Source organism: Microbacterium sp. 1.5R, from assembly GCF_007667425.1.
In the GTDB taxonomy this organism is placed as follows: Bacteria; Actinomycetota; Actinomycetes; order Actinomycetales; family Microbacteriaceae; genus Microbacterium.
Genome location: NZ_VDRC01000001.1, coordinates 1,502,240 through 1,515,958 on the forward strand (window position 1 = coordinate 1,502,240; position 13,719 = coordinate 1,515,958).

A 13,719-nucleotide genomic window follows, 5' to 3' on the forward strand; every position below is an offset into this window, starting at 1 on the left:
TAGGATCCACAGGGCCTTGGCGACCAGGAGACCGGGGCGGTACCATTGTGGTATGGCCATGAACTTGCGACTCCCGGAAGACCTCGACGCGCAGCTCGAAGAGATCGCGCGTGCGCGACACACCTCGAAGCACGCCATCATCATCGAGGCCGCGGCCCGCTTCGCACGCAGTGAATCGAAGACGGACCGCGTGCTGTCGCTGGCCGAAGAGATCACGGATCGGTACGCGGACACGATCAAGCGACTCGAGGACGCCTAGTCGATGACGGAGTACATCGAGCCCGAGCAGGCACTCGCGGTCATCGCGAAGCTGGGGCTGCACGTCCGTGACGAAGGCCTGCTCTTCTCCGCGCTGGCTCGACCGTCGGCGGGGATGTTCGGCGTGGATGCCTATCCGACGTTCGAGGGCAAGGCTGCCGCGCTCATCAGCTCGCTGGCGCAGAACCACTCCCTCTTCGATGGGAACAAGAGGATCTCGCTCATCCTGACGTTCATCTTCATCCGCATGAACGGGTTCGAGCTGACCTTCACGAACGACGAGGCTTTCGACTTCGTGCTCGACGTCGCGCAGAGTCGAATCGACCTCACACAGACCGCGGAGAGGATCGCAGCGCACGTCCGCGGCCGGTGACGACGGATCGCTCCCCGGAGGGCGAGCAACCTGAGTCCCGCCCGCTCCTCCTGACACCGCCGCAGCGCTCGTGCGAGACTGGCCTGATCATGCGCTTCATCATCCGAGTCGTCGTCAACGCGTTCGCCCTGTGGGTCGTCACGCTGATCCCGGTGCTGCAGGTCACGATCACGGCGTTCCCTCCGGGCGAGACGCTGCAGCTCGTGCTGACCCTGCTCGCCGTCGCCGCGATCTTCGCGCTGGTGAACACGATCATCGGCACCATCGTGAAGATCGTCGCGTTCCCGCTCTACATCATCACGTTCGGGCTGATCGGCTTCGTGATCAACGGCTTCCTGCTGTGGCTCACGGCTTGGATCACGAGCGGATTCGGCTGGGGCCTCACGGTCGGGTCGTTCTGGTGGGGCGTGCTCGCGGCGCTGATCATCTCGGTGATCAACGGCATCTTCAACTTCATCCTGCGGCCGCAGCGCCGCAAGTCCCGCCGCGACTGACCGGGCGGCGTCGCCGCTCACTGCTCGACCCGCTCGGCCCGGAACTCGGTGCGCTCGATCACCGTCGCGTCGTCGAGGTCGTCCCAGAGACCCTCGACGCGCGCGATGCGCGGATCGCCCGACGCGTCGGCATCCTCCGCCAGTTCGACGTACGACTGGAGCAGGTGCGGGTCGCCGAAGTCGCCCCACGCGAAGCCGGGGGCGTGCTCGGCGGTGACGCCGACGCTGTCGGGTGATCCCGTCCCCGCCGGCGAGCCGCCGGCGGCGAGTCCGCGCACCGGGTCGTCGGTGTATCCGAGCGTGACGAGGGTCTGGTCGTCGTCGAGCGTCGGATCTGCGGGGCTCCCCGCGGTGACGATGAGCGGCACCTCGTACTCGCTCTCCATCGCGAAGTGCGAGGCGACCATCGCCCCCTGCGAATGCGCGACGATCTGCACCTCGTCGCCCGGCTCCGCCCCGGCTGCCTCGACGGCGGCGAGCGTCGCCTCGTACGAGGCGGAGCGTTCTCCGAGATACAGCTCCGCATTGGACTTCATGTCCCACGGGTCGGCTCTGCCCATGTCGCCGGGGGCGAACGTCTGGGTCCCTTTCACGTACACGACGTATTTCGCGGGACCGCCGACGAACGAGTACTTCTCGACCGCGACCTGCGCCCCGCGCTTCTCGGGGATCCGATTCAGAGCGCCCGCCAGGCCTGCCGGCGCCGCAGCCGGGGTCGCCGTCTTCACCGGCGTCACCGTCACGGGTTCGGATGCGCCTCGGAGGCGGGAGCCTCGCGCGATGACCCCGAGCCCCGTCCCGACGCCGACGAGAGCCGGAACGACGCCCGCGGGCCCGAGGGCACCACCCCGCGGCACCTGGGTGACGAGACCGGCGAACCGGTCGTCCTCCCACTGCGCGACGAGAGATCGGGCCAGATCGGGGATCCGCGGATCGGATTCCGCCAACCGCCGCATGCCGGCACGCGCATCGTCGCCTGCTGCGCCGAGACCGCGGGCGCGGGCCTCGACCAGGAGCTCGACGTACTCGTAGGTATCGGCCATCAGCGCGGTGCTCGCCGCCGCGTCGACGCAGTCGCCGTGCAGGGCCGCCGCCCGGTCGGCCAAGCCCCACAGCGCCACCGTGTCGACGAGGGCGCTGAGCCCCGTGGTGTCGACGATCCGGCGATAGGCGGAGCGCAGCACACGTGCCGCCTCGTCGTGACAGGTTGCCGCGGCATCCACCCGCCTGCCGAGCTGCCTGAGCGCATCCGGATCGACCGAGATCGCCCCGCCGTGACCGATGTCGAGACCGCTCACGACATCACGCTCATGATCCGTGCCTCATGCACACCGGCGTCCGCCGCCGCCACGCGGGTGCGGGTCGTCAGGTCCCCGAGGGCGTCGCAGAGCGCCGTCACACCATCCGACCGCCATTCGGTGTCGCGCGAGAGCACGAAGAGGTCGCCCGCCGCGTCGTCGAGCGCCGCCCCGGCTGCGCGCACGTCGGCGAGAGCCTGGGCGAGGGCCCAGAGCGCTTCGGAGGTCGACGGGTCGGCGGTCGCGGCGAGGAGGAGCATGCAGACAGCATCCGCCGACGACCTCCGCCGAGATCCGCGCGTGCGCGAACGCGACCGGCATCGGTGAGCAGCCCGCGAGAGCGTGGCGGGGTGCAGAACCAGTCGCCGAGGTGCCCGGCATCGCGCGAACGACGCATGACCGGCACAATGGAACGGTGACATCCCCGGATCCCTTCCGCGTGATCTTCGTGTGCACGGGGAACATCTGCCGCTCCCCGATGGCGGAGGTCGTCTTCCGCGATCTCGCGGAGCACCAGGGTCTCGGGTCTCGCATCGTGTCGCGCAGCGCCGGCACGGGCGACTGGCATCTCGGCGAACGCGCCGACCACCGGACCATCGACGCGCTCGCCCGCCGCGGCTACGACGGGACGCAGCACAGGGCCAAGCAGTTCACGACCGCCTCGTTCGCGGAGAACGACCTCGTCGTCGCCCTCGACCGCACCCACGACCGCGTGCTGCGCGAATGGGCGCGGGACGAAGACGAGGAGGGCAAGGTCACGCTGCTGCTCGCCTTCGATCCGGCCGCGCCGTCGCTCGATGTTCCCGACCCCTACTACGCCGGCCCCGAGATGTTCGATTCGGTGCTCGGTATGATCGAGACGGCGACCCGCGGGCTGTTCCGCCAGCTCGAGCCGGCTCTTCGCCAGCCCCGCTCGCCCCGAGGGATCGGGGCCCGATCAGGAGGACTCCCCTGACTTTCACGCCCTCGCTCCCCCCGCAGCCCCTCAGCCCGCTCGACGGCCGCTACCGCGGCGCGGTCACCGGGCTCGCCGACTTCCTCTCGGAGGCGGGACTCAACCGCGCACGGGTCGAGGTCGAGGTCGAGTGGCTGATCGCCCTCACCGATCGCTCGCTCTTCGAGACGAGCCCGCTGTCGGATGCCGACAAGGAGCGCCTCCGCGCCCTGTACCGCGACTTCGGGCAGGCCGAGATCGACTGGCTCGCCGAGAAGGAAGCCGTCACCCAGCACGACGTCAAGGCCATCGAGTACCTCGTGCGCGATCGCCTCAGCGCGCTGGGCCTCGACCGCATCGCCGAGCTCACGCACTTCGCCTGCACGAGCGAGGACATCAACTCGGCCTCCTACGCGCTCACCGTGAAGCGCGCGGTCGAAGAGGTGTGGCTGCCCGCGCTCGACACCGTGATCGCCAAGCTGCGCGAGCTCGCTGCCGAGCATGCCGACGCCGCGATGCTCTCGCGCACGCACGGTCAGCCGGCCACGCCGTCGACGATGGGCAAGGAGATCGCCGTCTTCGCGTGGCGCCTCGAGCGCGTACGGGCGCAGATCGCGGCGAACGACTACCTCGCCAAGTTCTCGGGCGCGACCGGCACGTGGTCGGCGCACCTCGCGGCCGACCCAGACGCCGACTGGCCGACCATCTCCCGCGAGTACATCGAGGGCCTGGGTCTCGGGTTCAACCTGCTGACGACGCAGATCGAGTCGCACGACTGGCAGGTCGAGCTGTACGACCGGGTGCGGCATGCCGGCGGCATCCTGCACAATCTCGCGACCGACATCTGGACGTACATCTCGCTCGGCTACTTCGCGCAGATCCCGGTGGCCGGCGCGACCGGATCGTCGACGATGCCGCACAAGATCAACCCGATCCGCTTCGAGAACGCCGAGGCGAACCTCGAGATCTCGGGAGCCCTGCTCGCCTCGCTCGGCCAGACCCTCGTCACCAGCCGTCTGCAGCGCGACCTCACCGACTCGACGACGCAGCGCAACATCGGCGTCGCGTTCGGCCACTCCCTGCTCGCGCTCGACAACCTGCGCCGCGGCCTGAACGCGATCTCGCTGTCGCGCGACGTGCTGCTCGCCGACCTCGACGTGAACTGGGAGGTGCTCGCCGAGGCCATCCAGACCGTCATCCGCGCCGAGGTCGTCGCCGGCCGCTCGACCATCCAGGACCCGTACGCGCTGCTCAAGGAGCTCACCCGCGGGCACCGGGTCGGCGGCGAGGATCTCGCCGCCTTCGTCGAGAAGCTGGAGATCGGGGACGCAGCCAAGCAGCGGCTTCTCGCCCTCACCCCGGCGACGTACACGGGCATCGCCGAGCAGCTCGCGCGATGAGCCCGGCCCGCGGTGTCACGGCTGCAGACGTCGCCGGCGCCCGGATCGCGGTGCGTCGCCTCGGGAGCCGCTACGACATCGACCAAGTCGACCGGTTCCTCGACGAGTGCCGGTCGACCCTCGAGGCCTGGGAGAGGAGCCGCGACACGACGACCGCGCTGAGCGCTGCGGACGTCGCGAGCACGACCTTCGGGTCCCCGCGCGGTCTCACGCCCGGCTACGACGCGGACGCAGTCGACGACCTGCTCGACACCGTCGTGCTGCAGCTGAGGGAGTACTCCGGCTGACGGGGTTCGCAGGCTGAGGCTCAGCCCGACCGCGCGCCAGCCGGATCGCGGGGCATGAAGAACGCGGCCGACAGGGTCAGCACCGCCACGACTGCTGCGGCGACGAACACCCAGAACGAGGCGCCGACGATCGTCGCGGGGTCGTCCGGCCCGTCGCCACGGGCGATGATGGCGTTCGAGATCGCTCCGAACACGGCGACGCCCAGCGCGCTGCCGGCCGAGCGGGCGAACGCGTTCATGCCGGTGACTGCACCGCGCTCACCCCAGTCGACAGAAGCCTGCGCCGCGATCAGCGCGGGCGCGGCGCTCCATCCGAGGCCGAACCCCAGCACGAAGGCCACCGCGGCGATCACCGCGGGGTTCGGCCACGGCGAGACCGCCGCGAGGGCGACCGCCGCGACCGTGGCGATCAGGAGCCCTGTCAGCGCTGTGCGGCGGAATCCGATGCGCAGATACAGCCGTCCGGCGTTCGCCGCGGCGATCGGCCAGCCGAGGGTGAGCGCGGCCACGGCCAGACCCGACAGCAGCGGCGCGATGCCGATGGAGCCCTCGAGGTAGGCCGGGGCGAAGCTCGTGACGCCCGTCAGCAGAGCGCCGATCCCGAGCGAGACGATCGTCGTCGAGAGGATGAGCGGGCGCGCGACCAGTCGGAGATCGACGATGGGCTCACGGGCGCGGCGCTCTACGAGAGCGAACGCCACGAGCGCTGCGGCTCCGAGCACGAAGCACGCGGCGCTCGGCCAGGAGAGCCAGTCCCAGGCGTTCCCGCCCTCCAGCATCCCGAGGATCAGCCCGGTCAATCCGATCGTGAGGAGCACGGCGCCGACGTAGTCCACGCTGTGCTGCTGCGGTTCGAGCTTCTCGTGGTACGTGCGCAGCAGCATCCACGCCGCGATCAGACAGAGCGGGATGTTGATCCAGAAGATCCAGCGCCAGGCGTCGAGCTGCGCGAAGACGCCTCCGAGCGCCGGGCCGACGACCGACGAGATCGCCCACACCGAAGCGATGTAGCCCTGCACCTTGGCCCGCTCGGCCACCGTGTAGATGTCGCCGACGATGGTCATCCCCATCGGTGCGACGGCGCCGGCGCCGAGCCCCTGGATCACTCGGAAGGCGATGAGGGCCGGCATGCTCCATGCGAACCCGGACAGCAGCGAGCCGAGCAGGAAGAGCCCGATGCCGAGGAGGATGATCGGCTTGCGCCCGACCGTGTCGGCGAAGCGCGAGTAGATCGGCACGCTCACGGCCTGTGCGAGGAGGTAGACCGAGAACAGCCACGGGAACTGCTGGTAGCTGCCGAGGTCGCGGACGATGCTGGGCACGGCGGTGGCGAGGATCGTCGCGTCGATCGCGATGAGGCCGGTCGACAGCATGAGCGCGCCGAGCACGGGTCCGCGCGTGGAGCGGAGCCCGACGGAGGCGCGATCGACGGATGCTGTCACCCTGAGGACAAGCCTCCCCGCTTCCGCGGTATTCCGGCGGCGCGATCCCGCATCACGGGTCGGGCCGCTCGGTCAGGAGTCGGAGCGCTTCGTCGTCCCGTCGGAGTCGGCGTCGTCCGGTTCGGCGTCGTAGAGCACCGGACGATCGACCGTCTTCGTCACGTCGGCGGGATCGACGACGAGGATCAGCATCGCGAGGAACAGCAGCGTCACGATGAACGCGCCGCCGCCGACCACGAGGCCGAGCGCGATCGGCGTGAGGCCCTCGTAGGAGCCGTTCGCGATCGCGGAGTTCACTCGCGCCGTGAAGGCGCCGGTCGACACCAGCGTCACGATCGCCGCGAAGACGCCGCAGGCGAGGGCGATGCCCAGCAGGTGCAGTGGTCGCAGGATGTCGCGGCGGGTGGGCTTCTCGTCGCTCATCGGTCACCTCCGTGCTCGACCGGGGCGGGGGCGGATGCCGTGGCGGCGGGCTCCGCGCGCTTCGGCGTGAGCCCGGCGATGCCGAGGAACACGGCCACGATCGCGGCATAGCCGCCGAACATGCCCACTCCGAGGATGATGCCGGTCAGTTCGAATTCGCCGGCGCCGTCGATGGCGTACGGCTGCACGAAGCCGGCGGGGATGGTCAGCAGCAGCAGCGCGAGGAGGAGTCCGAAAGCGCCGACCGTGATCGAGTCGCGGGCCGTGCCGTCGGCGGCTCGGCGGGCGCGGAGTCCGGCGAGGAGTTCGACGAGGCCCGCGGACAACGCCCAGGCGATCACGACGATGAAGAAGAGGTCTTCGGTGCGCCAGGCCGGGACGCCCGCGGCCATGCCGGCCGCGACGCCGAGCAGCCCGAGGACGACCCACTGCCAGCGCTGCCCCGCGGGGAAGACGAGCCAGACCGCGAGCAGCATCACGAGCGAGGTCGCGAGCACGAACCCGCTGAAGACCGAGAGGCCGACCGCTGCGGAGTGGTCGGGAGAGAAGGTGATCATCACGGCAGCGGCCGCCGCGAAGAGCGCGCGCAGCAGTTGGACGTGACGCGCGGTGAACGCGCGAGCAGGGGCAGACATGACGATCCAGAGTCCTCCGGGTGGTTCCCCCCAGTCTACGCGCGGGGCGCAGCGGGCGCGGACGGCCGGGAGCGTCCGTGAGGCCTGACGGATCTCCCCAGATCGATCGTCAGGCCCCACGAGAACACGCAGCGACGGGGGCGGCGCCGCGTCGAGCTGATCGAGTGCGAGGTCGGGCACCCTGCCTGCCTCGATGCAACTCATTCAGACCCCAGAAACAGCACCTCGTCCCCTACGTGGTACTCGAGTGGTCGTATGCTCACTTTAGGGGCCGGTTGTTCACATACCGGTGGGGGTGGTGTGATGAGTTTCGAGCGAACCGACCGACGGTCGTCGGACCAGTTCTCCGGTGCGCTCCGCGACGCGATCAACGCCCGCGGCCTCTCTCTGGCCCGCCTGCACGAGATGCTCCGCTCGCGCGGCAACGGAGTGTCGATGGCCACACTCAGCTACTGGCGCTCGGGTCGGCGACGCCCGGAAGGCGTGCAGTCCCTGGCCGCCATCGCCGAGATCGAGCGCCTCCTCCACCTGCCCCCCGGCGAGCTCACGGCGCGGCTCGGCTCGACCAATCGCACCGGACCCATCGGCCCCAACCAGTTCCCGATGAACGAGCAGGAGCTCGAGCGCGCGGTGCGCGACGCCTTCGCAGCACTCGGAGCCGAGTACCCCGACACCGCGCGAGAGCTCACGACCCACTCCGTCACCGACGTCGACGCCTCGGGCAACGTCGCACACTGCGCGACCCGCAGCATCGTGCAGGCGACGATCGGCACCCTGACGTCCATCCCGCTCCTCGAGCTCACTCCGGGCGAGCCGACGCCGGCCCCGATCATCACCGCCGTCTCGGGCGGTCGCATCGCGGCGCGGTATTCGCACCCGAACGGCGAGGTGCACGGGGTGCTGTTCGAGCTCGACTCCCCGCTGGCCGCACCGGACACGACGGTGGTCGAGTGGGCAGTCGACTACCCGCCCGACTACCCGCCGCAGCGTGAGACCGGGCACGCGGTGGCGATGAAGTGCCGGGAGCTGCTGGTGTGGACCCGCTTCCACCCCGACGCGGTCCCCGATCACATCACCGAACGCGTCGACACCCCGCAGGGGACGACGACCACCGCATCCGACATCGACGGCAGGACCTCGGTGGCGCAGATCCGGCGCGGTTTCGGCCCCGGCGCGCTCGGCCTCAACTGGAGTTTCGACGACGGACGATAGCGTCGCCCGCCCCGGCTGATCAGCCGGGCTGTTCACCCACGGCCACGGGACGCCCCGGGGTGTTCGACCACTGGCTCCACGAGCCGGGGAAGACCTTGGCCTCGATGCCGACCTCGTCGAGCACGAGAGCGGTGTGCGCAGCCGTGATCCCCGACCCGCAGTAGGCGGCGACCGCCGTTCCGCGGGTCACACCGGCGGCGGCGAAGGTCGCTCGGACGGTGTCGTGATCGAGGATGCGTCCGGCCGAGTCGAAGTGCAGCGCCGTCGGCAGGTTCACCGCCCCGGGGATGTGGCCGGCCTGCGGATCGAGCGGCTCGACCTCGCCGCGGTAGCGCTCCGGTGCGCGCACGTCGAGCAGGACGCCGGATGCCGGCAGCGCGGCCGCGTCGTCGATGGTGATCGCATCGGCGCCGATCTCCGAGAGCGTCACGTCACCCGGCTGCGGCGATACCTCGTCGGAATCCACACCGAGACCGGCCTCACGCCAGGCGCGGATGCCGCCCTCGAGCACCCGCACGTCGACTCCGGCCTGTCGCAGCAACCACCAGGCCCGCGCGGCGGCGACGCCCTTCACGTCGTCATACGCGACCACGACGTCTCCGTCGCGCACTCCCCAGCGGCGCGCGGCATCCTGCAGCTCCGCGGTCGTGGGGAGCGGATGCCGTCCGTCGGCCGGTTCCCCGTGCGACGCGAGCTCGGTGTCGAGGGGCACGTACACCGCGCCCGGGATGTGTCCATCGAGGTAGTCGGCGTGCCCGTCCGGTCGGTCGAGCCGCCAGCGCACGTCGATCACTCGCACCGGCGCACCCGCCGTCTGCAGCTCGTCCAGTTCGGCGACGCTCACGAAGTTGCTCATGCTGCGAGGCTATCGAGCGTCCGCCCGGCCGGGGCCGTGGCGCCACACGCCGTCACTTTCACTGTTGTCCCCGGCGGTAGGCTCGTCACGGCCGCGTCGAGGAAGGACAGCATGCCCTCTCGATTCCGCTGGATGCGACTGCGCCCGCAGGAGACCGCGCTCCTCGCGATCACCGCTGTCTGGGGCAGCACTTTCCTCCTCGTGCACTGGGCGATGCAGCACTCCGGACCGTGGTTCTTCGTCGGCATCCGCTTCCTCGTCGCCGGCGTGATCAGCGTGGTGATCTTCCGCGGCGCGCTGCGCGGCATCCGCTGGCCCGATATCGGCGCCGGCGTCGCGATCGGCGTGATGATCCATCTCGGATACGGTCTGCAGACCGTCGGCCTGCAGACCATCGACTCCAGCACCTCCGCGTTCATCACCGCGATGTACGTGCCGCTGGTGCCCCTCGCGCAGTGGGCCGTCTTCCGACGTCGGCCACCGACCATGGCCTTCGTCGGCGCGGGTCTCGCGTTCGTCGGTCTCGTGCTCATCGCCGGCCCTGACGCGTTCGCGCTGACGCTGGGCAGCGGGGAGATCGTGACGATGATCAGCACGCTGCCGATCGCTGCCGAGATCATCCTCATCTCCCTCTTCGCAGGCCGCATCGACCTCGGCCGCATCACCGTCGTCCAGCTGCTCACGGCGGGGCTGCTCGGGCTGCTCACCATGCCCGTCGTCGGGGAGTCGGTGCCGGAGTTCTCCTGGGTGTGGGTCGGCTGCGCCATCGGCCTCGGCGCCGCCAGCTGCCTCATCCAGCTGACGATGAACTGGGCCCAGAAGTCGGTCTCCCCCACCCGCGCCACGATCATCTACGCCGGCGAGCCGGTGTGGGCGGCGATCGTCGGTCGCGTCGCGGGCGAACGGCTGCCCGTGACCGCACTGTTGGGTGGAGCGCTGGTCGTGGTCGGCATCCTCGCGAGTGAGCTCAAGCTCGTGCGGCGGCGTCAGCGCGTCGCCGCGGCGTCCGAACCCGGAACCGATTCGCGGGAATAGACCGACGGGGTCGGCGTTGCACCCCCCATGATTGAAAGTTCAACCGTCATCCCCGCCGCCACGGAGCGGACGCGCGTGCGCGTGCCGATGCGCTTCGGCGACGGGTACTCGACGACGGCGGACGTTGTCACCTTCGATGGCCTTGTCGACGGTCGGGAACACCTCCTGCTGGGGCTGGGCGACTGGAAGGCCGCCCTCGAGCGGTCGGCCGACGACGGCGCGGCACCTCTGGTCAGGCCGCACAGCGAATGCCTCACCGGCGACGTGTTCGGCTCGGAGCGCTGCGACTGCGGGCCGCAGCTGCGCGAAGCCGTCGAGCGGATCGCCACCGAGGGCGGCTTCCTCCTCTACCTCCGCCAGGAGGGTCGGGGCATCGGCCTGTACGCGAAGCTCGACGCCTACGCCCTGCAGGACTCGGGCCTCGACACGTACGAGGCGAACGTGGCGCTGGGTCGCGGCGAGGACGAGCGCGACTACACCGTCGCCGCGCAGATGCTGAGCGCGGTCGGCGCCGGACGCATCCGCCTGCTGAGCAACAATCCCGACAAGGCCGCACAGCTGGCAGCTCTGGGGATCGAGGTCGTCGAGCAGGTACGGACGGGTGTGCACGAGACGACAGCCAACCATCGCTATCTCGAGGCCAAGCGCGACCACACCTCGCACACCATCGACCTGTCTGCGGCATGAGGAGCGACCGGCAGCTGGACGACGCCGAGATGGCGACGTGGCTGCCGACCATCCGGTTCGTACAGTTGCTGCCTCAAGTGCTCGACCGCACCCTCAAGGCCGAGACGGGACTCAAGCACGCGCACTATGCGATCCTCGTCTCGCTCGCGCGAGAGGATGCAGCGGCCATCACGATGACGGAGCTCGCGGGTATCGCGGGTCTCAGCCGATCGCGCCTCAGCCATGCGCTCGATGCGCTCGAGGAGCGAGGCTGGGTCGCCCGCGCGACCTGCGGTCGCGACAAGCGCACGCTCACCGCGATGCTCACCGAGGAGGGACGAGAGCTCTTGCGGGGAGCGGCCCCCGTGCATGTCGCTCAGATCCGCGAGCTGGTGCTCGATCCGTTGACCGAGGACGAGCGTGTGCAACTGGGCGCGATCGTCGAGAAGCTGCTGCCGGGCGTGAGCAACGCACTCGGCGGCGCGCCGCGCCCACCGCAGTCGGCGCAGGCACACCGCACCGCCGGCACAGAGGGCGGAACGTACCCCACGCCCCGCCCTCCGCTCACCTGAGACCCAGTAACGGTCTGGCCGGCGACGGCTCGAGCGACTCGTCTCCGGTTCAGAGAGAAACTAACGCGCATGCCTTCACATGAGGTCAGGCGATGTGTGAATCCGCGCCGACCCCTCGACGTTCTGCTCTGAGCAGAACCGCTCGATGCCGCGCGAGCGGTCGGCGTACCGTGAGGCATGGCCGACATCGTCCCGTTCCCCCGCGCCCCCCGTCCGACCGCGCCGGAGCCGCTCTGGCGAGAGCTGCTCGGCGACCAGCTGCGACGTCGTCGTCACGACCGGGCGGAGACGCTCACCGAGACCGCGGATCGCGCCGGCGTCTCGCCGCAGTACCTCTCGGAGGTGGAGCGCGGGCTGAAGGAGCCGTCGAGCGAGATGATCGCCGCGATCGCCGGGGCACTCGACACCTCGCTGATCGACCTCACGAGCGCCGTGGCCGACGATCTGCGGGAGACGGCTGCTCCGGCATCCGCTGCCGTCTCGGCCACCCGCGGCGCGTTCGCCCTCGCCGCCTGATCGGATTCACACCGTCCGCTCCCCCAGCACGGTGTCGACGAGGCCATAGTCGAGGGCGGCGGATGCCGTGAACACGCGGTCGCGGTCGGTGTCGGCCCGGAGATCGCCGACCGTGCGGCCGGTGTGCCTCGCGAGAATGGACTCCATGTCGGACCGCACCCGCACCACCTCGTCGGCCGCGAGGATCAGGTCGGGAATCGCGCCACGCGACTGCCCGGCCGGCTGGTGCAGCACGATGCGCGCGTGAGTCAGGGCCGACCGCTGCCCGGGAGCACCTGCGGCCACGAGCAGCGCCGCAGGGCCGATCGCCTGACCGACGCACGTCGTCGCGATGGGGGGACGGATGTGGTGCATCGTGTCGTAGATCGCCAGAGCCGCGCCGGGGTCGCCGCCCTCGCTGTTGACGTAGAACTGCACGGCCGATTCCGGACTGTCGGCGTCGAGGTGCAGCAGCTGGGCGATGAGCGCGTTCGCGACTCCCGCGTCGATGCCGGTGCCGAGGTAGATGACGCGCTCCGCGAGCAGGTGCGAGTAGACGTCCATGACGCGCTCTCCGCGCGGATGCTGCGCGATGACGTTCGGGATCGTGTAGCTGCTCACGACGCCACCCCCAGACCGACCCGCGCACGCCGGCGCGGCATGACGTCGGCGACGGAGTCGAGGATGCCGTCGATGAAGCCGTAGTCCTGCGCCTCCCGTGCGGTGTACCAGCGGTCGTGGAGGGAGTCCTCGAAGATCCGCTCAGGCAACTGGCCCGTGTCGACGGCGATGAGCCCGAGCACGGTGTCGCGCATGTGGCGCAGGTCGCCGGCCTGGGTCTCGATCTCGACGGCCGAACCGCCGATGCCCGCCGATCCCTGGTGCATGAGGATGCGCGCATGCGGCAGGGCCCGGCGCTTGCCCCTCGCGCCCGCGGAGAGCAGGAACTGACCGGCGCTGCAGGCGAGCCCGAGGGCCAGGGTCGAGACGTCGTTCGGGATCAGCGTCATGAGGTCGCGGATCGCGAGCATGGCGGGTACCGAGCCACCGGGGGAATGGATCCACAGGGCGATGTCGGTGGTCGGATCCTCGGCCGACAGCGTCAGCAGCTGCGTCATGAGCAGCGTGCCGTTGTCGTCGTCGAGGGCGCCGTGGAGCACGAGCACCCGCTCGTGGAACAGCGCGCGACGGGCCTCCGGCCCGAATTGCGGGATGGGGTTGTCTTCGCTCATGCCCCCAGCATCCGCCGCACTTCCGCGGCCCGCTCTGGAATCCGCCTCGGGCGGATCCGCCGTGAGCAGAGCACCCCCGTGCCGACGCGCTGCGCGGGCGACATCCC

Annotated in this window: 19 protein-coding genes; 11 read left to right on the forward strand and 8 right to left on the reverse strand. The window is 70.3% G+C overall.

Annotation, left to right across the window (positions count from 1 at the left end):
- Positions 1–52: 52 nt before the first annotated feature.
- The 3 genes from FSY98_RS07225 to FSY98_RS07235 all read left to right on the forward strand — a co-directional run bounded on the left by FSY98_RS07225 (position 53) and on the right by FSY98_RS07235 (position 1,125).
- Complete coding sequence (locus FSY98_RS07225; protein WP_186307574.1) at positions 53–259, forward strand: ribbon-helix-helix protein, CopG family; 207 nt, start codon at positions 53–55, stop codon at positions 257–259.
- A gap of 3 nt (positions 260–262) precedes the next feature.
- The gene (locus FSY98_RS07230; protein WP_144875301.1) at positions 263–631 is read left to right on the forward strand and encodes a type II toxin-antitoxin system death-on-curing family toxin; all 369 of its coding nucleotides are present in this window, start codon (positions 263–265) and stop codon (positions 629–631) included.
- Positions 632–720: 89 nt separating this feature from the next.
- The gene (locus FSY98_RS07235; RefSeq protein ID WP_144875303.1) at positions 721–1,125 is read left to right on the forward strand and encodes a phage holin family protein; all 405 of its coding nucleotides are present in this window, start codon (positions 721–723) and stop codon (positions 1,123–1,125) included.
- A 17-nt stretch (positions 1,126–1,142) separates the two neighbouring features.
- Here FSY98_RS07235 and FSY98_RS07240 read toward each other — a convergent pair whose 3' ends face one another.
- Together FSY98_RS07240 and FSY98_RS07245 are read right to left on the reverse strand one after the other, a co-directional pair.
- The gene (locus FSY98_RS07240; protein ID WP_144875305.1) at positions 1,143–2,423 is read right to left on the reverse strand and encodes a hypothetical protein; all 1,281 of its coding nucleotides are present in this window, start codon (positions 2,421–2,423) and stop codon (positions 1,143–1,145) included.
- The gene (locus FSY98_RS07245; protein ID WP_144875307.1) at positions 2,420–2,683 is read right to left on the reverse strand and encodes a hypothetical protein; all 264 of its coding nucleotides are present in this window, start codon (positions 2,681–2,683) and stop codon (positions 2,420–2,422) included. The genes FSY98_RS07240 and FSY98_RS07245 overlap by 4 nt, the downstream gene beginning before the upstream one ends.
- A gap of 155 nt (positions 2,684–2,838) precedes the next feature.
- Here FSY98_RS07245 and FSY98_RS07250 point away from each other — a divergent pair, with 155 nt between their 5' ends.
- The 3 genes from FSY98_RS07250 to FSY98_RS07260 are packed head-to-tail and all read left to right on the forward strand — an operon-like array spanning position 2,839 to position 5,044.
- Positions 2,839–3,378 carry a low molecular weight protein-tyrosine-phosphatase gene (locus FSY98_RS07250; protein ID WP_260857305.1) on the forward strand — a complete coding sequence of 180 codons (540 nt, stop codon included), beginning with the start codon at positions 2,839–2,841 and terminating at the stop codon, positions 3,376–3,378.
- Entirely contained in the window at positions 3,375–4,757 is a 1,383-nt protein-coding gene (gene purB, locus FSY98_RS07255; protein ID WP_144876644.1) for an adenylosuccinate lyase, read from the forward strand. Before FSY98_RS07250 ends, purB begins: the two co-directional genes overlap by 4 nt.
- Complete coding sequence (locus FSY98_RS07260; RefSeq protein ID WP_144875309.1) at positions 4,754–5,044, forward strand: DivIVA domain-containing protein; 291 nt, start codon at positions 4,754–4,756, stop codon at positions 5,042–5,044. The genes purB and FSY98_RS07260 overlap by 4 nt, the downstream gene beginning before the upstream one ends.
- A 20-nt stretch (positions 5,045–5,064) precedes the next feature.
- Here the strand turns inward: FSY98_RS07260 and FSY98_RS07265 are convergent, their stop codons facing one another.
- The 3 genes from FSY98_RS07265 to FSY98_RS07275 all read right to left on the reverse strand — a co-directional run bounded on the left by FSY98_RS07265 (position 5,065) and on the right by FSY98_RS07275 (position 7,544).
- Complete coding sequence (locus tag FSY98_RS07265; RefSeq protein ID WP_186307575.1) at positions 5,065–6,486, reverse strand: MFS transporter; 1,422 nt, start codon at positions 6,484–6,486, stop codon at positions 5,065–5,067.
- 72 nt (positions 6,487–6,558) lie between these two features.
- Positions 6,559–6,909 carry a hypothetical protein gene (locus FSY98_RS07270; RefSeq protein WP_144875311.1) on the reverse strand — a complete coding sequence of 117 codons (351 nt, stop codon included), beginning with the start codon at positions 6,907–6,909 and terminating at the stop codon, positions 6,559–6,561.
- Positions 6,906–7,544, reverse strand: coding sequence for an acyl-CoA synthetase (locus FSY98_RS07275; RefSeq protein ID WP_144875313.1), 639 nt, complete (start codon positions 7,542–7,544; stop codon positions 6,906–6,908). The genes FSY98_RS07270 and FSY98_RS07275 overlap by 4 nt, the downstream gene beginning before the upstream one ends.
- 303 nt (positions 7,545–7,847) lie before the next feature.
- Between FSY98_RS07275 and FSY98_RS07280 the strand changes: the two genes are divergently transcribed.
- On the forward strand, positions 7,848–8,756 hold the full coding sequence (locus tag FSY98_RS07280; protein ID WP_144875315.1) for a helix-turn-helix transcriptional regulator: 909 nt from the start codon (positions 7,848–7,850) through the stop codon (positions 8,754–8,756).
- 19 nt (positions 8,757–8,775) lie between these two features.
- On the opposite strand, the gene FSY98_RS07285 is transcribed toward FSY98_RS07280, so the two are convergent.
- Positions 8,776–9,612 carry a sulfurtransferase gene (locus FSY98_RS07285; protein WP_144875317.1) on the reverse strand — a complete coding sequence of 279 codons (837 nt, stop codon included), beginning with the start codon at positions 9,610–9,612 and terminating at the stop codon, positions 8,776–8,778.
- A 111-nt stretch (positions 9,613–9,723) separates the two neighbouring features.
- Here FSY98_RS07285 and FSY98_RS07290 point away from each other — a divergent pair, with 111 nt between their 5' ends.
- From FSY98_RS07290 to FSY98_RS07305, 4 genes are all read left to right on the forward strand, one after another.
- Complete coding sequence (locus FSY98_RS07290) at positions 9,724–10,647, forward strand: DMT family transporter (protein ID WP_260857306.1); 924 nt, start codon at positions 9,724–9,726, stop codon at positions 10,645–10,647.
- A 27-nt stretch (positions 10,648–10,674) separates the two neighbouring features.
- Positions 10,675–11,334, forward strand: a complete 660-nt coding sequence (gene ribA / locus FSY98_RS07295) for a GTP cyclohydrolase II (protein WP_144875319.1) — start codon at positions 10,675–10,677, stop codon at positions 11,332–11,334.
- Positions 11,331–11,885, forward strand: coding sequence for a MarR family winged helix-turn-helix transcriptional regulator (locus tag FSY98_RS07300; RefSeq protein WP_144875321.1), 555 nt, complete (start codon positions 11,331–11,333; stop codon positions 11,883–11,885). The genes ribA and FSY98_RS07300 overlap by 4 nt, the downstream gene beginning before the upstream one ends.
- Positions 11,886–12,062: 177 nt before the next feature.
- Positions 12,063–12,401: a helix-turn-helix domain-containing protein gene (locus FSY98_RS07305; protein ID WP_144875323.1), complete on the forward strand. Its 339-nt coding sequence runs from the start codon at positions 12,063–12,065 to the stop codon at positions 12,399–12,401.
- Positions 12,402–12,407: 6 nt separating this feature from the next.
- Here FSY98_RS07305 and FSY98_RS07310 read toward each other — a convergent pair whose 3' ends face one another.
- Together FSY98_RS07310 and FSY98_RS07315 are read right to left on the reverse strand one after the other, a co-directional pair.
- Entirely contained in the window at positions 12,408–13,001 is a 594-nt protein-coding gene (locus tag FSY98_RS07310) for a ClpP family protease (RefSeq protein ID WP_144875325.1), read from the reverse strand.
- Positions 12,998–13,612: a ClpP family protease gene (locus tag FSY98_RS07315; protein ID WP_144875327.1), complete on the reverse strand. Its 615-nt coding sequence runs from the start codon at positions 13,610–13,612 to the stop codon at positions 12,998–13,000. The genes FSY98_RS07310 and FSY98_RS07315 overlap by 4 nt, the downstream gene beginning before the upstream one ends.
- Between the last annotated feature and the right edge of the window lie 107 nt (positions 13,613–13,719).

Coding starts and splice junctions, on each gene's coding strand:
- FSY98_RS07235 (WP_144875303.1), top strand. CDS start 721: ATGCGCTTCATCATCCGAGTCGTCGTCAACGCGTTCGCCCTGTGGGTC.
- FSY98_RS07285 (WP_144875317.1), bottom strand. CDS start 9,612: ATGAGCAACTTCGTGAGCGTCGCCGAACTGGACGAGCTGCAGACGGCG.
- FSY98_RS07280 (WP_144875315.1), top strand. CDS start 7,848: ATGAGTTTCGAGCGAACCGACCGACGGTCGTCGGACCAGTTCTCCGGT.
- FSY98_RS07290 (WP_260857306.1), top strand. CDS start 9,724: ATGCCCTCTCGATTCCGCTGGATGCGACTGCGCCCGCAGGAGACCGCG.
- ribA (WP_144875319.1), top strand. CDS start 10,675: ATGATTGAAAGTTCAACCGTCATCCCCGCCGCCACGGAGCGGACGCGC.
- FSY98_RS07260 (WP_144875309.1), top strand. CDS start 4,754: ATGAGCCCGGCCCGCGGTGTCACGGCTGCAGACGTCGCCGGCGCCCGG.
- FSY98_RS07225 (WP_186307574.1), top strand. CDS start 53: ATGGCCATGAACTTGCGACTCCCGGAAGACCTCGACGCGCAGCTCGAA.
- FSY98_RS07300 (WP_144875321.1), top strand. CDS start 11,331: ATGAGGAGCGACCGGCAGCTGGACGACGCCGAGATGGCGACGTGGCTG.
- FSY98_RS07275 (WP_144875313.1), bottom strand. CDS start 7,544: ATGTCTGCCCCTGCTCGCGCGTTCACCGCGCGTCACGTCCAACTGCTG.
- FSY98_RS07305 (WP_144875323.1), top strand. CDS start 12,063: ATGGCCGACATCGTCCCGTTCCCCCGCGCCCCCCGTCCGACCGCGCCG.
- FSY98_RS07245 (WP_144875307.1), bottom strand. CDS start 2,683: ATGCTCCTCCTCGCCGCGACCGCCGACCCGTCGACCTCCGAAGCGCTC.
- FSY98_RS07270 (WP_144875311.1), bottom strand. CDS start 6,909: ATGAGCGACGAGAAGCCCACCCGCCGCGACATCCTGCGACCACTGCAC.
- FSY98_RS07315 (WP_144875327.1), bottom strand. CDS start 13,612: ATGAGCGAAGACAACCCCATCCCGCAATTCGGGCCGGAGGCCCGTCGC.
- FSY98_RS07230 (WP_144875301.1), top strand. CDS start 263: ATGACGGAGTACATCGAGCCCGAGCAGGCACTCGCGGTCATCGCGAAG.